The organism is Sphingobium sp. HWE2-09 (assembly GCF_035989265.1).
Classification (GTDB): domain Bacteria; phylum Pseudomonadota; class Alphaproteobacteria; order Sphingomonadales; family Sphingomonadaceae; genus Sphingobium.
On record NZ_JAYKZX010000003.1, the window covers coordinates 1,548,022 to 1,563,196 of the forward strand.

Genomic DNA, 15,175 nt, shown 5'->3' on the forward strand with positions numbered 1-15,175 from the left:
TCAGCATCTTACGGGAGTCCTATGCGTAACCAATTCCTCTTCACCTCGGAATCCGTGTCCGAAGGCCATCCCGACAAGGTCGCTGACCAGATTTCCGACTCGATCGTCGATCTGTTCCTGTCGAAAGACCCCGAAGCCCGCATCGCCTGCGAAACGCTGACGACGACCCAACTGGTCGTCCTGGCCGGCGAAATCCGCTGCAAGGGCGTCTATGAAAATGGCGCCTGGGCGCCCGGCGCGCAGGAAGAAATCGAAGCCACCGTCCGCGAAACGGTCAAGCGCATCGGTTACGAGCAGGACGGCTTCCACTGGCAGACCTTCCGCTTCGAAAACAACCTCCACGGCCAGTCCGCCCACATCGCCCAGGGCGTCGATGAAAGCGGCAACAAGGATGAAGGCGCCGGCGATCAGGGCATCATGTTCGGCTATGCGTCGGACGAAACCCCCGACCTCATGCCCGCCACCCTTTATTACAGCCACAAGATCCTGGAACGCATGGCCGCCGACCGCCATGGCAAGGTCGTGGACTTCCTGGAACCCGACGCCAAGAGCCAGGTGACGCTGGAATATGTCAACGAAAAGCCGGTCCGCGCCACCGCGCTGGTCGTCTCGACCCAGCACGCCAAGGACATGGACAATGACGGAAGCCGCGCCAAGCTGCGCGATTACGTCAAGGGCGTCATGGCCGACATCCTGCCCGAAGGCTGGCTGCCCGGCGACGAAGCCATCTACGTCAACCCGACCGGCCTGTTCGAAATCGGCGGCCCCGACGGCGACGCTGGCCTGACCGGCCGCAAGATCATCGTGGACACTTATGGCGGCGCGTCGCCCCATGGCGGCGGCGCGTTCAGCGGCAAAGACCCGACCAAGGTCGACCGTTCGGCCGCCTACATCACCCGCTACCTTGCAAAGAACATCGTCGCCGCCGGTCTCGCCCGTCGCTGCACGATCCAGCTGAGCTACGCGATCGGCGTCGCCGAACCGCTCTCGCTCTATGTCGATCTGCACGGCACCGGCACGGTCGAAGCGTCCGCGATCGAAGCGGTCCTGCCGACTCTCGTCCGCCTGACCCCTAAGGGCATCCGCACCCATCTGGGCCTCAACAAGCCCATCTACCAGAAGACCGCCGCCTACGGCCATTTCGGCCGCACCCCCGACGGCGACTATTTCCCCTGGGAAAAGACCGACCTGGTCGATCAGCTCAAGGCCGCCCTGGCCTAACCCACCCCTCCCGCAAGCGGGAGGGGCAGCGAGACTTACGCGCAAAGCGCGTTAGTCGCAGCGGGGTGGGCAAGTCCGCACCAACAAAAAGGGCGCCCAAGCACCAGCCTGGGCGCCCTTTCTCATGCCCCCACCCCATCCCCGAACATGACAAAAAGTTCATTAGGAAAGCGCCCCGTCCCGGCGCATACAGCCCCTGTCGGGTTCGCCACCCCTGTCGGACCCGACAACCCTCCCTCCCCAAAGAGGCATCACATGACCAAGATGGTTGCCACCGCCCTCCTCGGCCTCACCCTGATCGTCGGCAGCGTCGCTCCGGCCTATGCCGCGCCATGCAAGGACGCGAAGGGCAAGTTCGTCAAATGCGCCCCCAAGCCGCCCGTCAAAAAGGCGCCCTGCAAGGATGCAAAGGGTCGTTTCATCAAGTGCAAATGACCTGACGAATGATGGCGGCGGGCGGCTTTCAGCCAGTCCCGCCGAAACATGCCGGCGTTCTCCTCGACGCCGTCACCAGCCCCTTGCCATGCCGCCCCTTCCCGACCTCCTCTGCACCGTGGAGCATCGGGGAGGGGCGATGGGCGTATGTCCAAAACCCCTACAGGCGCGACCCGCCCGCAATAGTCGCACGCCGCCGCCGACACCCTTGCCCCCACGGCCCCGCCCCGCTATCGGCGCTGCCCATGACAGCGCATAAATCCGGCGATCCCACGACCCTCAACCGCCTCTATGGCCGCCAGTCCGGGCACAAGCTGCGCCAAGGCCAGCAGGAACTGGTCGACACCCTCCTGCCCGCCATATCGGTGCCGGAAGAAGGCGAAATCACCGCCGCCAACCTCTTCGGCTACGACCGTCCGCTCCATTTCGAAATCGGCTTCGGCGGCGGCGAACATATGGCCCATCGCGCCGACATGCTGCCCGACCATGGCTTCATCGGCGCGGAGCCGTTCCTCAACGGCGTCGTCACCGCGCTCGGCCATGTCCGCGACGGCGCGCTCGGCAATGTCCGTCTCCACATGGGCGACGCATTGCAAGTCCTGTCCCGCATCCCCGACGGCGCGCTCAGCTTCGTCTATCTCCTCCATCCCGATCCCTGGCCCAAGGCGCGCCATGCCAAGCGCCGCATGATGAACCCCGGCCCGGTCGCGATGATCGCCCGCAAGCTCAAGCCCGGCGGCGAGTTTCGCTTCGGCACCGACCATCCGGTGTATCTGCGCTGGGCGCTGATGGTGATGAACGGCCATCCCGATTTCGAATGGCTGGCAAGCGACCCCAAGGATTTCCAGACCCGCCCCGGCGGCTGGCCCGAAACCCGCTACGAAGCCAAGGCCCGCCGCATCGGCCATGAAGTCTGGTATTTCCGCTACCGCCGCAACCCATATTGACCCCAACGTAGCGGAGGGCCGTCCTACCCCGCCGCCATAGGACTTGCCTCGATCCCCGATATGACCCACTGGCAACCATCCTTGCCATCAGCGGCGCTATAGAACGAAGATCGATCCATCATGTCCACGCATCAGGTCCACATCATCGGCGGCGGCCTCGCCGGATCGGAAGCCGCCTGGCAATTGGCGCAGGCCGGAATCCGCGTCCGCCTGTCCGAAATGCGCGGGACCGGAGACATGAGTCCCGCTCACCAGACCGATGGGCTGGCCGAACTGGTCTGCTCCAACAGCTTCCGCTCCGACGATGCGGACAAAAATGCCGTGGGCCTGCTCCATCAGGAAATGCGCCGCCTGGACTCGCTCATCATGGCGAGCGCCGAACCCGCCAAAGTGCCCGCCGGCTCCGCGCTCGCGGTCGATCGCCATGTCTTTTCGGGCGCCGTCACCCGCGCGCTCGCCGATCATCCCAATGTGGAGATCGTGCGCGAACGCATCGACACGCTGCCGAGCGACGGCCTGACCATCGTTGCCACCGGCCCGCTCACCGCCCCGGCGCTTGCCACCAGCATCGGCCAGGCCGCAGGCATGGAGCATCTCGCCTTCTTCGACGCGATCGCGCCGGTCGTCCATCATGACAGCATCGACACGGATCAATGCTGGATGGCGAACCGCTGGGACAAGATCGGCCCCGGCGGCGGCGAGGGCAAGGACTATATCAACTGCCCGATGGACAAGGACCAGTATCAGGCCTTCGTCCAGGGGCTGCTCGACGGCGAAAAGACCGAGTTCAAGGAATGGGAGGCCAGCACCCCCTATTTCGAAGGCTGCATGCCGATCGAAGTCATGGCGTCACGCGGTCCCGAAACCCTGCGACACGGCCCGATGAAGCCGATGGGCCTCGACAATCCCCGTACCGGGCGCTGGCCCTATGCCGTCGTCCAATTGCGGCAGGATAATGCCAGCGGCACGCTCTGGAACATGGTCGGTTTCCAGACCAAGCTGAAACATGGCGCGCAGGTCGAATTATTCCGCACCATCCCCGGCCTTCAGAATGCAGAGTTCGCTCGGCTCGGCGGCCTGCATCGCAACACCTTCATCCAAAGCCCCAAGCTGCTCGACCCGACCCTGCGCCTGAAAAGCGCCCCGCATATCCGTTTCGCCGGGCAGATGACCGGCTGCGAAGGCTATGTCGAAAGCGCTGCCATCGGCCTCATCGCCGGACGCTTCGCCGCCGCCGAACTGCTGGGCCACACCCTGACGCCGCCGCCCGCCGACACGGCGCTGGGCGCGCTGCTCGGTCATGTGACCGGCAATGTGGTGAGCGCCGACTATCAGCCGATGAACGTCAATTTCGGCCTGTTCCCGACACTGGACGACGTGAAGAAAAAACAGCGCAAAGAAGCCTACACCGCCCGCGCCCGCGCCTCCTTCGGCGCCTGGATGGGCGAGATGCAGATCGCCTGAACGGACTGTTGCCCGGCGCAGGCCGGGGTCCGGTTTCAAGGCCTGGACTGGACCCCGGCCTTCACCGGCGAACGGCTAGCGCTTCGACACCGCCCTACCGCCAAACAACCCCGTGCTCCCGCGAAAGCGGGAGCCCAGCTCCACCCTCGCAGCAGCACGCCAACTTAAGCGGCCTCCCATCAACACTTACACTTGGCCTTCACCGCCCGCTTGGGCGCTGTCGCAGCAAACTCCGCCGGGGTCAGCTTCCCATCCCTGTCCGCGTCCGCATCGCCGAACCGGTCCGCCGTCGCCACCGCCCATTCCTCGAACGACAGCAAATTGTCGCCATCCTTGTCCAGCGCCTTGAACGCCTTGGTGCGGCTGCCCATCATTTCGACCCGCGTGATCACGCCATCCCGGTTCCGGTCGTAGCGGGCAAAGCGCTTCTGCTCCCGGCTTTGCGGGCTGGCCTCGCCCGGCATCGGCGGCGCATCGCCCACCGCATCGGGATCGCCTTCGGGCAGGCTCTCTACTTCCGGCGGCGGCGGTGGCGCGGAAGCCAATTGCGGCACCGGCGCATTGTCCGCCCGCCCCTGCCACCAGAACAGCCCGCCCGCGACCAGCAGCAGCGCCGCCATGCCGCCCGCCAGCAATCGCCCCATGCCTGCCCTCCTCCGACCGTGGAGCGCCAGCCTATCCCGATCGCCTAGCGCCCGACAAGCGCGATCCGCAACAACTGCCACGCCAGCGCGCGCGGCATTCCCATCGGCGCGCCCCGCCCCGCCATCACATCCTGCCGTGCCAGGGTGAAGGCGATCCGCAACGGCTTCCACGCCCGCGGCCACGTCATCGGCCCGACCGGCGCGATCTCCCGCGCCAGCGCCAAGGCGGCCTCCGCCAGCGCCGTGTCCCCGACATGCCCCGCCAAATCCCACAACGCCCAAAGCTGCCCCGCCGCCGCCAGCCAGTCCGGTACATCGCCCGCATCGGCCAGCGCCCGAAACAGCCCGCCACCGCGCCCGATCGCATAGGTGCGCAAACCCTCGACATCGATCTCCGGCTCGACCACCAGCACTTCCCAGCCGTCGATCATCGCCACCAGCCCCGGCGCAGCCATCGCGCCCGTCGCCCGCATCGCATCGACCACCGGCTCGCCCTGCCCCTTGATCCCGGCCGCGTCCTCGATGACGTCATTCCACCAGGCGAGCCGCATCTGCCCGATCATTGGCTCGCGCGTCGTCCGCGCCACCTTCGCCAGCCGCGCATCGAACGCCCACAGCGCACGATGCCGCTCCACCTGCCCGCCACCCGCATGGGCCGCCAGCAACAACGCCAGCGGCGGCAACACGTCATCATCCAGCCGCGCTACGACGGGGGCTACGCGGGTTATCGGTCCTTTAACCATCTTCCTCATACACATTCTAACGAGTGCGCCTGCATAGGCGAAAAGGCTGCCCGTCCCATAACCGGGATATCGGGCGCGACATGGGTGATTGCGGGCAAATGGGCAAGACAAAGGATCAGCAGTTGCGCTTTCTGGCGCGGTTATTGCGTAGTCAGGCAGGTAATACGCTCGCCATCATGGCGATTGCGCTGATCCCGCTGGCGGGCATGATCGGCGGCGGCCTCGACATGAGCCGGGGCTATCTGGCCAAGACCCGATTGCAAAATGCCTGCGACGCCGGCGTGCTCGCGGGGCGAAAGGTGATGGCGACCAAGGGCGTGATCGACGACGCCGTGCGGACGGAGGTTCGCAAATATACGCTGTTCAACTTTCCCAACGGCTATCTGGGCACGACGCTCGCCAACGGCGACATCAACCCGACGCTCGGCGCGAACGAGCAGATCGACCTGACGCTGACGACGACCGTGCCGACGGCGGTGATGAAGATGTTCGGCAAGAACACGATCGCCATCAACGCGACATGCAGCGCGCGCAACGACTATACCAATATCGACATCATGCTGGTGCTGGACACCACGGGGTCGATGGCTTGTCTGCCCAGCATGGATACCGGCACTTGCGGCACTTATGCCAATGCCAGTTACGTCACGACCAACCTGCCGCTGATTGGCAAGACGCTGCGCTATGTTCAGGAAAATAGCGGCGGATCACGCATGGCAGGCCTGCGCAGCGCTCTGTCTACGCTGCAAACGCAGATGGCCACCATCGAAAGCCAGATGAATTTGAGTGACGCGAGTAAGCGTAAACGCGTGCGCTGGGCGATTATCCCGTTTTCGCAAATGGTCAATCCGGGTTTTAGCACCGACGCCGCGGGCGCCACGATGCAAAGCCGCAATCCTTCTTGGTTCAATACCAGCGGCACGTATCGTACACAAAGCTGTTTTTTCGGCTGGTGCACCACAAATAATAATACGGTCAATCATGATACTAACTGGGTTAATAACACGTGGGATGGGTGCGTCGAGGAACTGGCGACTAGCAACAGCATAACATCGACGTCCAGCACGATTCCCGCGACCGCCTATGACATGCTGTATGACACCAAGCCGTCTGCCAGCACGTCACGCTTCGTCATGGCCGATCCGGCTGCGGTGGGCGCCAATGCACTTCAAGGCACCGGGCCGCAATATGCTTGTCCAAAGGCCATGAGCGAGTTCAAGCAAATGAATGCGACGGACTTCAACAACTATTTCGCGGCAAACCGTGGGTTCGTTGCTAATGGCGGCACTTATCTCGACCTCGGCCTGTTGTGGGCAGCGCGCCTTCTATCGCGCACAGGCAACTGGGCGAGCGATAACCCTAAATCCTTCAATACCTTCCCGGTGTCGCGCTACCTGATTTTCATGACAGACGGCAATATGGACACCGGCAACTCGGCCTACAGCGCCTATGCTCAGGAATATCTGTGGAAGCGGATCGCCGCTGACGGAACAACTGGCACAAACATCGCCAATCATACCGCGCGGATGTTGCTAACCTGCAATGCCATCAAAAATATGGGCGTGAAAATCTACACCATTTCCTTCAGTCTCGGCTCCACGCTCAGCGACGACCTCATCGACTGTTCGTCTTCCACCAATTCCGACACGCCCGAATTTGCGTACAAGGCCGACAGCAGCAGCCAGTTGAACGACGTGTTCCGCAACATCGGCGAGAATATCGGGTCGCTGAGGCTGTCGCGATGAACCGCTTCACCTATGGGTGCGGCCATTTGGTCCGCGATAGACGGGGCGCGTCCGTTCCTGAATTTGCGCTGATATTGATCCCCTTGTGCCTGCTCATCCTTGGCGGTCTGGATATGGGATATCAGATTTACGTCCGGTCGGTGCTGCTTGGCGCTATGGAACGCGCAACGCGGCTCGCCACCCTTCAAACTGTTGATAATACAGCGGTCGAGAGCGACATCGAAGCTACCATCAAGGGCATTGCTCCCAATGCAACCGTCACCACGACAAAAGGAAGTTTCAACGCCTACAGCAATATCAACACCATGGAGCGGCTGACGAAAGACACCAATGGCAATAACGTCCTCGACAGTGGCGATTGCTGGGAAGATATCGACGATAATGGCATCCGCAATATTGTGGTCAGCGGCAAGGCTGGGAGCATCGGCGGCGCCGATGATATCGTGCGCTATGAAACGACGGTCACCTATAAGCGCATATTGCCGATCTGGCGCGTCATCGGAATGGGCGATACCGTCACTATGACGGCCAACACCCTAACGAAACGACAGCCCTATGAAAAACAGGATCCGGTGGTGCCAAAATGCAAAGCATGATCCATAGCTTGCGCAAGGGGCTCCGTGGACACACTCGTTCAGCCCTAACCGATCAGTCGGGAGTCTCTGCGGTCGAATTTGCGCTCGGGCTGCCGGTATTGATCGCATTGACGATGGGCGGGGCGGAAGCAGCGAACATGGCGTACACGTCCCAGCAACTGGGCGACATTGCAACCATGACCGCCGACAGCGTAGGTCGCGTCAAGGAGTTTATCAATAATGGCACCGTCACCGACATATTGACCGCGATGAAAACCATCAGCGACAGGATCGATCTGCGCAATCGCGGGCGCATTATCGTATCGAGCATACAGCCCACAACCGACAATTCTGGGAACGTCACCGACCAGAAACTGCGCTGGCAACGCTGTGCCGGTGCGTTGGTTAAATCATCTGCCTATAGTTCCACAGAGGGCGCTACGCTGGGCGCGGATGGCATCGTGATCTCGAGCACCCGGAAGATTGCTGCGTCCAAAGACAATGAGATGATCTTTGTGGAGATATATTATACCTACAAGCCATTAATATCATCCGCCTTTCTGGGGACGCCACAACTATCGGCAGTCGCTGCGATGAGCGTGCGCGAACGGTCGAACAACGATATTGGTGCAGGCGGCACCAATTCTCCCTGCTCGACATATACGGCCTGATCCGCCCAGACGGACGGATGCGAAGGACCACGTGCGACGCATTACTCGCCGTCTCGCCTCCCCTCGCATGAAAAAAGCGCTGTCGGTTCCGACAGCGCTTTTGCCCAGTTGAGTACTACCGCGCCATCCTAGGCGCGGCAGCAAATTTATTTATAACAAACCTTCTTCGCCGCCGCGACGACGCGGCTTGCGTCGATCAGGGCCGCCTTTTCCAGGTTCGCGGCATAGGGCAGCGGCACGTCTTCGTTGGTGACGCGCAGCACCGGGGCGTCGAGATCGTCGAAGCCCTGCTCCATCACCACCGCGGCGATTTCCGACGCGATCGAGCAGGTCGGCCAGCCTTCTTCCACCACTACCAGGCGGTTGGTCTTCTTCAGGCTCTCCAGAACCGTCGCGGTGTCGAGCGGGCGCAGCGTGCGCAGGTCGATCACTTCGGCCTCGATCCCCTCGCCCGCCAGCGTCTCCGCCGCGTCGAGCGCCAGGCCCACGCCGATCGAATAGCTGACCAGCGTCACGTCCTTGCCTTCGCGCATGATCCGCGCCTTGCCGATCGGCAGGACGTAATCGTCCAGCTTGGGCACGTCGAAACTGCGGCCGTAGAGCAGCTCATTCTCCAGGAACACGACCGGGTCGGTCGATCGGATCGCGGCCTTGAGCAGACCCTTGGCATCGGCCGCATCATAGGGCGCGATAACGATCAGGCCGGGAACCGAGGCATACCAGGGACCGTAATTCTGGCTGTGCTGCGCGCCGACGCGGCTGGCCGCGCCGTTGGGACCGCGGAACACGATCGGGCAGCGCATCTGGCCGCCGGACATATAATTGGTCTTGGCCGCCGAGTTGATGATGTGGTCGATCGCCTGCATGGCGAAGTTGAACGTCATGAACTCCACGATCGGGCGCAGGCCGCCCATCGCTGCGCCCGTGCCGATACCGGCAAAGCCATATTCGGTGATCGGCGTGTCGATGACACGCTTGTCGCCAAACTCGTCCAGCAGGCCTTGGGTGACCTTGTACGCGCCCTGATATTCCGCGACTTCCTCGCCCATCACGAAGACGCGTTCGTCCTTGCGCATTTCTTCGGCCATGGCGTCGCGCAGCGCTTCGCGCACGGTCGTCTTGACGAACTCGGTGCCTTCGGGAATCGCCGGATCCTGGACGGACGCCTTGCTCTCGCTGGCCAGCTTGGACGTGCCGCTCTCGGCCTTCTTGGGCGCGTCGGGTGCAGCGTCGGACTTGGACGCTTCCTTGGCTTGCGCCTTTGGCGCCTCGTCGGCCTTCGGCGCTGGCGCGGCGTCTTCGCCGCCTTCGCCCGCCATTTCGGCGATCACGGTGCCGACCTTCACCCCTTCGGTGCCCTCGGCGATCATGATCTTGCCGATCTTGCCTTCATCGACGGCCTCGAATTCCATCGTCGCCTTGTCGGTCTCGATCTCGGCCAGGATATCGCCGGACTTGACGTCATCGCCTTCCTTCACCAGCCACTTGGCCAGCGTGCCCTCTTCCATCGTCGGCGAGAGCGCCGGCATCTTGATTACGATACCCATTAATATTGCTCCACCAGCACGTCGGTATAGAGTTCGGACATTTCAGGTTCGGGTGAGGTTTCCGCGAAATCGGCCGCTTCGGCCACGGTCTTGCGGATAGCCTGGTCGATACCCTTGATGTCGTCCTCGCTGACGCCGGCCTCGATCAGATATTTCTTCACGCCTTCGATCGGGTCGGACTTGTCGCGCATCGCCTGCACTTCCTCGCGCGACCGGTACTTCGCCGGATCGGACATGGAGTGACCGCGATAGCGATAGGTCTTCATTTCCAGCAGGATCGGACCATTGCCCTCCTGCACCCATTTCAGCGCTTCCTCGGTCGCGCCGCGTACGGCCAGCACGTCCATGCCGTTGACCTGCAGGCCGGGGATGCGGAAGCTTTCGCCGCGGCGATACAACTGGTCTTCCGCCGAAGAACGATTGACGCTGGTGCCCATGGCATACTGGTTGTTCTCGATCACGAAAATGATCGGCAGCTTCCACAGTTCGGCCATGTTGAACAATTCATAGACCTGGCCCTGGTTGGCCGCGCCGTCACCGAAATAGGCGACGCACACGCCGCCATCGCCATTATATTTGTGGGCGAAGCCCAGCCCCGCGCCCAGCGACACCTGCGCGCCGACGATGCCATGGCCGCCGAAGAATTTATGTTCGACGCTGAACATATGCATCGAACCGCCCTTGCCGCGCGAGATACCCGCTTCGCGGCCGGTCAGTTCGGCCATGATGACATTGGGGTCGATGCCATAGGCGAGCATATGCCCATGGTCGCGATAGCCGGTGATGACGCTGTCCTTGCCGGGCTTCAAGGCCGACTGGATGCCCACCGCGACCGCTTCCTGGCCGATATAGAGGTGGCAGAAGCCGCCGATCAGGCCCAGGCCGTACAGCTGGCCGGCCTTTTCCTCGAAGCGGCGGATGAGGACCATCTGCCGATAGAATTCCAGCAGCTCGTCCTTGCTGGCCTTGTAATCCGTCGGGGTCTGCGGGCGAGGCCGGTTATGGTCCGCGCCGGCGGCGGGTGCAGCCGCCTTTGCCGTTGCGCGTGAAGGACGCGGCGTCGTTGGTTTCGCCAAGGCTCTTATCCTTTTGCGTGGGGTAGGATGGAAGGAGGGCCGATATAGCGGCAGAGTTGCATATATTGCAACGGCGGACCCCACGGAATCCGGGAAGAATCAATAGCCGCGGGATAAAATTGATCGCCTATCGGCCCAGTCGAAAAAACGACGCGTCGACAAAGCATCATTGTTGCCAGGATCGCTTTTCCGACGCAAAATCCTTGCGTCCTTCATATCGCGCAAGGCTTAGTTGAGCGGAACGACGACTTCATCATGATGGATCACGCCCAATTGGCGGCGGATCAATTCGTCCGAAAGATCGGGATCAACGCGGCGCGGGTTGAGCAGGTCGACCCGGTTATGCAATTCGGCGCGCGCTTCCTGCACCTGCTTCAGTTCGGTCTTCGCGGCGCGCAGCTGGCGCGTATAGTCGCCCCACGCCAACACCCCGTTCGATCCCAGCACGACATAGCCAGCGAAGAACAACAGCAACAGCAGTGCGATAGCCGGACCGATGGCCGACCAGATCAGAAGACGAAGTTTAGCGATGTGCGCCATAACCCTGATAAATCACAGGAAAAGGTTGGCCGCAAGCGAAAAATGCGGAACTTGCGGCCAACCGAATCCAAAGGGCATCAGCGGAAGATCGAGCGCCCGGCATAGACGGCAACGTCGCCCAGCTCTTCTTCGATGCGGATCAGCTGATTATATTTGGCAAGCCGGTCGGAACGGGCCAGCGACCCTGTCTTGATCTGCCCGCAATTGGTCGCGACGGCCAGGTCGGCGATGGTGTAATCCTCCGTCTCTCCCGACCGGTGCGACATCACCGCGGTGTAACGCGCGCGATGCGCCATATCGACCGCCGCCAGCGTCTCGGTCAGCGTGCCGATCTGGTTGACCTTGACCAGCAGCGAGTTCGCCAGCCCCTTGCCGATGCCCATCGACAGGCGCTTGGGGTTGGTGACGAACAGGTCGTCGCCCACCAGCTGGACCTTGTCGCCGATCTTGTCGGTCAGAGCTTTCCAGCCTTCGAAATCATCCTCGCTCATGCCGTCTTCGATCGACTTGATCGGATAGTCGGCAGTCAGTGCAGCCAGATAGTCGGCCATTTCGACCGGGGTCAGCGACAGGCCTTCGCCCGAAATCTCATACCGGCCGTTCTTGAAGAACTCAGTCGCGGCGCAGTCCAGCGCCAGCACGACATCGTCGCCCGGCGTGTAACCGGCCTTCTCGATGCTCGCCAGGATGAAGTCCAGCGCGTCGCGGGTCGATGCGATATTGGGCGCGAAACCGCCCTCGTCGCCGACCGATGTCGCCAGCCCCTTGTCATGCAGGCCTTTTTTCAGCGTGTGGAAGATTTCCGATCCGATCCGCACCGCGTCGGCGATGCTGTCCGCCCCGACGGGCATGATCATGAATTCCTGGAAGTCGATCGGATTGTCGGCATGTTCGCCGCCATTGATGATGTTCATCATCGGCACCGGCAGAACATGGGCCGACACGCCGCCGACATAGCGATAGAGCGGCAGGCCGCGCGCATCGGCCGCGGCCTTGGCGGTGGCGAGCGATACGCCCAGGATCGCGTTGGCGCCCAGGCGCGACTTGTTGTCCGTGCCGTCGAGCGCGATCATCGCAGCATCGACTTCGCCTTGGTCTTCCGCATCGATACCGATCAGCTGCTCGGCAATCTCGTCATTGACGGCGGCGACGGCGGCCAGAACGCCCTTGCCCAGATATTTGGTGGCGTCGCCATCGCGCTTCTCCACCGCTTCATAGGCGCCGGTCGATGCGCCCGAAGGAACGGCGGCGCGGCCGAAGCTGCCATCTTCCAGCATGACGTCGACTTCGACGGTGGGGTTGCCACGGCTGTCCAGAATCTGGCGGGCGTGAATATCGAGAATGGCGGTCATGATCGCTCCTGCACTTAGCGTCGTAACGGGCGGCTTGCGGCCGGGGAATGCGCGCTCCGCTTAGCCAGCGCCTCCCCCTTGGCAATGCGGGGCTTGCGCGCGAGCGAAAAATGCCGATGGTCGAAAATGTAACGGCAACGGAACTGTAGGCCGCCGCGATGCATTTGTGGGATGATGCCCGCTGGCCTTCATGGCCGCCATGCCGAATTCAAGAGGGAGATTTAGACCATGGCCGACACACCGGGAACCCCGCCGATCAAGCGCGTGAAGAAGACCGCCGCCGTCAAGCCGGTCAAGGCGAAGGCCGCCAAGTCGGCGATCGCGACGCCATCCACCTCGCCAGCCGCGCCGCTCAAGACGGCCGCCACGCGCAAGGCGCCGACCGTGAAAGCAGGCAATGGCGCCGCCTCGCAAAGCTGGACCGCGCAGATCGCCCCGATCAAGGCGCAGGCCGAAAAGGCAGCGAAGGTTGCGACCGACAAGTTTAACTCCGTCGATTGGAAAGCGCATATCGACCCGATCAAGGAACAGGCAGGCAAGACTGCCAAGTCCGCCGCTGGCGTCGCCAAAGACAAGACCGGCACCGCGATGCAGAGCCTGGCAAAGCTGATCGCCGATACCGCAGGGACGGTCGACGCTAAACTCGGCCCGCAATATGGCGACTATGCGCGCCAGGCCGCGGAATCGGTGGCTGGTGCCGCCGACACGCTTGACGCCAAGGATGTCGAACAGTTGCTGGGCGAAGCGCGCGACTTCGTGCGCAAAAGCCCGGCGGTGGCGATCGGTGCGGCGGCCGTGGTCGGCTTCGTGCTGATGCGCCTCGCCAAGGGGTCGGACGACAAGGCCTGATGCCGAACAGCATTTCCTGACCGACGCATGATCCTGCACGGCGGGACGGAGGCCCAATTGACAGACGATCCAACGGATACGGCGGTGACGCCGCACACCGATGGGCAGCCCGATGGCGCGCCCGTGAACGATGCGCCTAGCAGAGAAAGCGTGAAAGAGGTGTTGGCGCGCCTCTACGCCGATGGTCGCGCCTATGCCGCTGCCGAAGTCGACAAGCAGAAACTGCGCGTCGGCATAGTCGGCGCAGGCATCCGCAATGCCGCGATCTTCGGCGCCGTGGCGCTGATGTTGGCCTTTGCCAGCATCGTCGCGTTGCTGGTGGGGCTGACCATCTCCCTGTCGCAGTTGATCGCCCCCATCTGGGCCACGCTGATTGTCGTGGGCGGCGCGTTGTTCTTGGTGCTCCTCCTGCTGCTCGCGGCCAAGGGATGCATCACCCGGATGAAGAAGGCGATTACGCCATGAATTTGGAAACCCGGTATCGCGAAGCCTGCGAACGCGCGGACGCCGCCCGTGGCCGCTTCCAATTGACAAGTGAACAGGCCAAAGCGCGCGTCTCCCCTGCGCGGCTTAAGCAGGACGTGAAGGTCAAGGCCAGCGGCATCGTAAAGAACGGCGCAGCCCGGTTGGGGTCCAAAGTGCAACAGCGCCCGGTCGCCGTCGGCGCAGCGGCAACCGCCTTAGGGCTATTTTTGGCGCGGCGTCCGCTGACGGCACTTTTCCGTCGGCTATACGTTCGCTTCCAGGACACCCAGACAGACAATTCGGAGAATGACGATGGCTGACATTCGCGCTCAACTGAACCGCGCTCGCGAAGCGGCGAACGACGCTGCCGCGACCGCGACCGACCGGATCAAGGACACGAGCGGAAAGGCGCGCGAAAGCGCTGGCGAGCTGATCCAGACCAGCCGTGACAAGGCTAGCGAAGCCTATGGCGAAGCCCGCGACAAGACCCAGCGTGCCGCCACGCGCGCTAATGAAATCGTCCAGCAGCATCCGATAATCGCCGTCGCTGGCGCGGTTGCCGTGGGCGCTGCGGTCGCCTGGATGTTCCCCAAGAGCCGCGCCGCGATGAAGGCGCTGCCGGGTCTGGCCGCCACCGCCGGTTCGCGCGTGCTGGAAGCCGCCATCGCTGCCCGCTCGGTCGCCGCGGAAAGTGCCCAGACGGTCAAGCAAAGCGCCACGGAAGCCTACCACGCTGCCGGCGACGCAGCATCGGACGCGCGTGACAGCGTCGCCGCCGCCGATCTGCCGGCCAAGGCGTCGAAGCTGGCCGACGAAGTGACCGCGCTGGTCGCGGCCAAGGTCGATGCGCTGAGCGACGCGATCAAGGCACGATTGCCCAAAAACTGATGACGATTGCGGC

At 62.8% G+C, this 15,175-nt stretch carries 17 protein-coding genes; 11 read left to right on the forward strand and 6 right to left on the reverse strand.

Annotated features, from left to right (window positions below; genetic code table 11):
* Positions 1-21: 21 nt before the first annotated feature.
* From metK to trmFO, 4 genes are all read left to right on the forward strand, one after another.
* Positions 22-1,221, forward strand: a complete 1,200-nt coding sequence (gene metK / locus U5A89_RS12900) for a methionine adenosyltransferase (protein WP_338161488.1) — start codon at positions 22-24, stop codon at positions 1,219-1,221.
* A 255-nt stretch (positions 1,222-1,476) separates the two neighbouring features.
* Entirely contained in the window at positions 1,477-1,656 is a 180-nt protein-coding gene (locus tag U5A89_RS12905; protein ID WP_338161489.1) for a hypothetical protein, read from the forward strand.
* A 245-nt stretch (positions 1,657-1,901) separates the two neighbouring features.
* A complete protein-coding gene (gene trmB / locus U5A89_RS12910) occupies positions 1,902-2,603 on the forward strand; it encodes a tRNA (guanine(46)-N(7))-methyltransferase TrmB (protein ID WP_338161490.1) in 702 nt (233 codons plus the stop codon).
* 120 nt (positions 2,604-2,723) lie between these two features.
* Positions 2,724-4,067: a methylenetetrahydrofolate--tRNA-(uracil(54)-C(5))-methyltransferase (FADH(2)-oxidizing) TrmFO gene (trmFO, locus tag U5A89_RS12915; protein WP_338161491.1), complete on the forward strand. Its 1,344-nt coding sequence runs from the start codon at positions 2,724-2,726 to the stop codon at positions 4,065-4,067.
* A 179-nt stretch (positions 4,068-4,246) separates the two neighbouring features.
* Here trmFO and U5A89_RS12920 read toward each other — a convergent pair whose 3' ends face one another.
* Both U5A89_RS12920 and U5A89_RS12925 read right to left on the reverse strand, forming a co-directional pair.
* Complete coding sequence (locus U5A89_RS12920) at positions 4,247-4,711, reverse strand: EF-hand domain-containing protein (protein WP_338161492.1); 465 nt, start codon at positions 4,709-4,711, stop codon at positions 4,247-4,249.
* A gap of 44 nt (positions 4,712-4,755) precedes the next feature.
* The gene (locus tag U5A89_RS12925; protein ID WP_445190702.1) at positions 4,756-5,454 is read right to left on the reverse strand and encodes a hypothetical protein; all 699 of its coding nucleotides are present in this window, start codon (positions 5,452-5,454) and stop codon (positions 4,756-4,758) included.
* A 98-nt stretch (positions 5,455-5,552) separates the two neighbouring features.
* On the opposite strand from U5A89_RS12925, the gene U5A89_RS12930 reads away from it, so the two are divergent.
* From U5A89_RS12930 to U5A89_RS12940, 3 genes are read left to right on the forward strand one after another with little or no spacing between them, the layout of a single operon-like run.
* On the forward strand, positions 5,553-7,199 hold the full coding sequence (locus U5A89_RS12930) for a TadE/TadG family type IV pilus assembly protein (protein ID WP_338161494.1): 1,647 nt from the start codon (positions 5,553-5,555) through the stop codon (positions 7,197-7,199).
* Positions 7,196-7,795 (forward strand): TadE/TadG family type IV pilus assembly protein, encoded by a 600-nt coding sequence (locus tag U5A89_RS12935; RefSeq protein WP_338161495.1) that lies wholly within the window; start codon positions 7,196-7,198, stop codon positions 7,793-7,795. The genes U5A89_RS12930 and U5A89_RS12935 overlap by 4 nt, the downstream gene beginning before the upstream one ends.
* A complete protein-coding gene (locus tag U5A89_RS12940; protein ID WP_338161496.1) occupies positions 7,783-8,445 on the forward strand; it encodes a TadE/TadG family type IV pilus assembly protein in 663 nt (220 codons plus the stop codon). Before U5A89_RS12935 ends, U5A89_RS12940 begins: the two co-directional genes overlap by 13 nt.
* A gap of 146 nt (positions 8,446-8,591) precedes the next feature.
* Here the strand turns inward: U5A89_RS12940 and U5A89_RS12945 are convergent, their stop codons facing one another.
* The 4 genes from U5A89_RS12945 to eno form a co-directional block, all read right to left on the reverse strand.
* Positions 8,592-9,992 carry a pyruvate dehydrogenase complex E1 component subunit beta gene (locus U5A89_RS12945; protein WP_338161497.1) on the reverse strand — a complete coding sequence of 467 codons (1,401 nt, stop codon included), beginning with the start codon at positions 9,990-9,992 and terminating at the stop codon, positions 8,592-8,594.
* Positions 9,992-11,068, reverse strand: coding sequence for a pyruvate dehydrogenase (acetyl-transferring) E1 component subunit alpha (gene pdhA / locus U5A89_RS12950; protein ID WP_338161498.1), 1,077 nt, complete (start codon positions 11,066-11,068; stop codon positions 9,992-9,994). Before pdhA ends, U5A89_RS12945 begins: the two co-directional genes overlap by 1 nt.
* Before the next feature lie 228 nt (positions 11,069-11,296).
* On the reverse strand, positions 11,297-11,608 hold the full coding sequence (locus tag U5A89_RS12955; protein ID WP_338161499.1) for an FtsB family cell division protein: 312 nt from the start codon (positions 11,606-11,608) through the stop codon (positions 11,297-11,299).
* Between the two features lie 77 nt (positions 11,609-11,685).
* Positions 11,686-12,960: a phosphopyruvate hydratase gene (eno, locus tag U5A89_RS12960; protein ID WP_338161500.1), complete on the reverse strand. Its 1,275-nt coding sequence runs from the start codon at positions 12,958-12,960 to the stop codon at positions 11,686-11,688.
* Positions 12,961-13,188: 228 nt separating this feature from the next.
* Here eno and U5A89_RS12965 point away from each other — a divergent pair, with 228 nt between their 5' ends.
* The 4 genes from U5A89_RS12965 to U5A89_RS12980 are packed head-to-tail and all read left to right on the forward strand — an operon-like array spanning position 13,189 to position 15,162.
* Entirely contained in the window at positions 13,189-13,809 is a 621-nt protein-coding gene (locus U5A89_RS12965) for a hypothetical protein (RefSeq protein ID WP_338161501.1), read from the forward strand.
* Between the two features lie 57 nt (positions 13,810-13,866).
* Positions 13,867-14,274: a hypothetical protein gene (locus U5A89_RS12970; RefSeq protein ID WP_338161502.1), complete on the forward strand. Its 408-nt coding sequence runs from the start codon at positions 13,867-13,869 to the stop codon at positions 14,272-14,274.
* Entirely contained in the window at positions 14,271-14,594 is a 324-nt protein-coding gene (locus tag U5A89_RS12975; protein WP_338161503.1) for a hypothetical protein, read from the forward strand. Before U5A89_RS12970 ends, U5A89_RS12975 begins: the two co-directional genes overlap by 4 nt.
* The gene (locus tag U5A89_RS12980; protein ID WP_338161504.1) at positions 14,587-15,162 is read left to right on the forward strand and encodes a hypothetical protein; all 576 of its coding nucleotides are present in this window, start codon (positions 14,587-14,589) and stop codon (positions 15,160-15,162) included. The genes U5A89_RS12975 and U5A89_RS12980 overlap by 8 nt, the downstream gene beginning before the upstream one ends.
* Positions 15,163-15,175 lie beyond the last annotated feature (13 nt).

Coding starts and splice junctions, on each gene's coding strand:
- metK (WP_338161488.1), top strand. CDS start 22: ATGCGTAACCAATTCCTCTTCACCTCGGAATCCGTGTCCGAAGGCCAT.
- U5A89_RS12905 (WP_338161489.1), top strand. CDS start 1,477: ATGACCAAGATGGTTGCCACCGCCCTCCTCGGCCTCACCCTGATCGTC.
- trmB (WP_338161490.1), top strand. CDS start 1,902: ATGACAGCGCATAAATCCGGCGATCCCACGACCCTCAACCGCCTCTAT.
- trmFO (WP_338161491.1), top strand. CDS start 2,724: ATGTCCACGCATCAGGTCCACATCATCGGCGGCGGCCTCGCCGGATCG.
- U5A89_RS12920 (WP_338161492.1), bottom strand. CDS start 4,711: ATGGGGCGATTGCTGGCGGGCGGCATGGCGGCGCTGCTGCTGGTCGCG.
- U5A89_RS12925 (WP_445190702.1), bottom strand. CDS start 5,454: ATGGTTAAAGGACCGATAACCCGCGTAGCCCCCGTCGTAGCGCGGCTG.
- U5A89_RS12930 (WP_338161494.1), top strand. CDS start 5,553: ATGGGCAAGACAAAGGATCAGCAGTTGCGCTTTCTGGCGCGGTTATTG.
- U5A89_RS12935 (WP_338161495.1), top strand. CDS start 7,196: ATGAACCGCTTCACCTATGGGTGCGGCCATTTGGTCCGCGATAGACGG.
- U5A89_RS12940 (WP_338161496.1), top strand. CDS start 7,783: ATGCAAAGCATGATCCATAGCTTGCGCAAGGGGCTCCGTGGACACACT.
- U5A89_RS12945 (WP_338161497.1), bottom strand. CDS start 9,992: ATGGGTATCGTAATCAAGATGCCGGCGCTCTCGCCGACGATGGAAGAG.
- U5A89_RS12955 (WP_338161499.1), bottom strand. CDS start 11,608: ATGGCGCACATCGCTAAACTTCGTCTTCTGATCTGGTCGGCCATCGGT.
- eno (WP_338161500.1), bottom strand. CDS start 12,960: ATGACCGCCATTCTCGATATTCACGCCCGCCAGATTCTGGACAGCCGT.
- U5A89_RS12965 (WP_338161501.1), top strand. CDS start 13,189: ATGGCCGACACACCGGGAACCCCGCCGATCAAGCGCGTGAAGAAGACC.
- U5A89_RS12975 (WP_338161503.1), top strand. CDS start 14,271: ATGAATTTGGAAACCCGGTATCGCGAAGCCTGCGAACGCGCGGACGCC.
- U5A89_RS12980 (WP_338161504.1), top strand. CDS start 14,587: ATGGCTGACATTCGCGCTCAACTGAACCGCGCTCGCGAAGCGGCGAAC.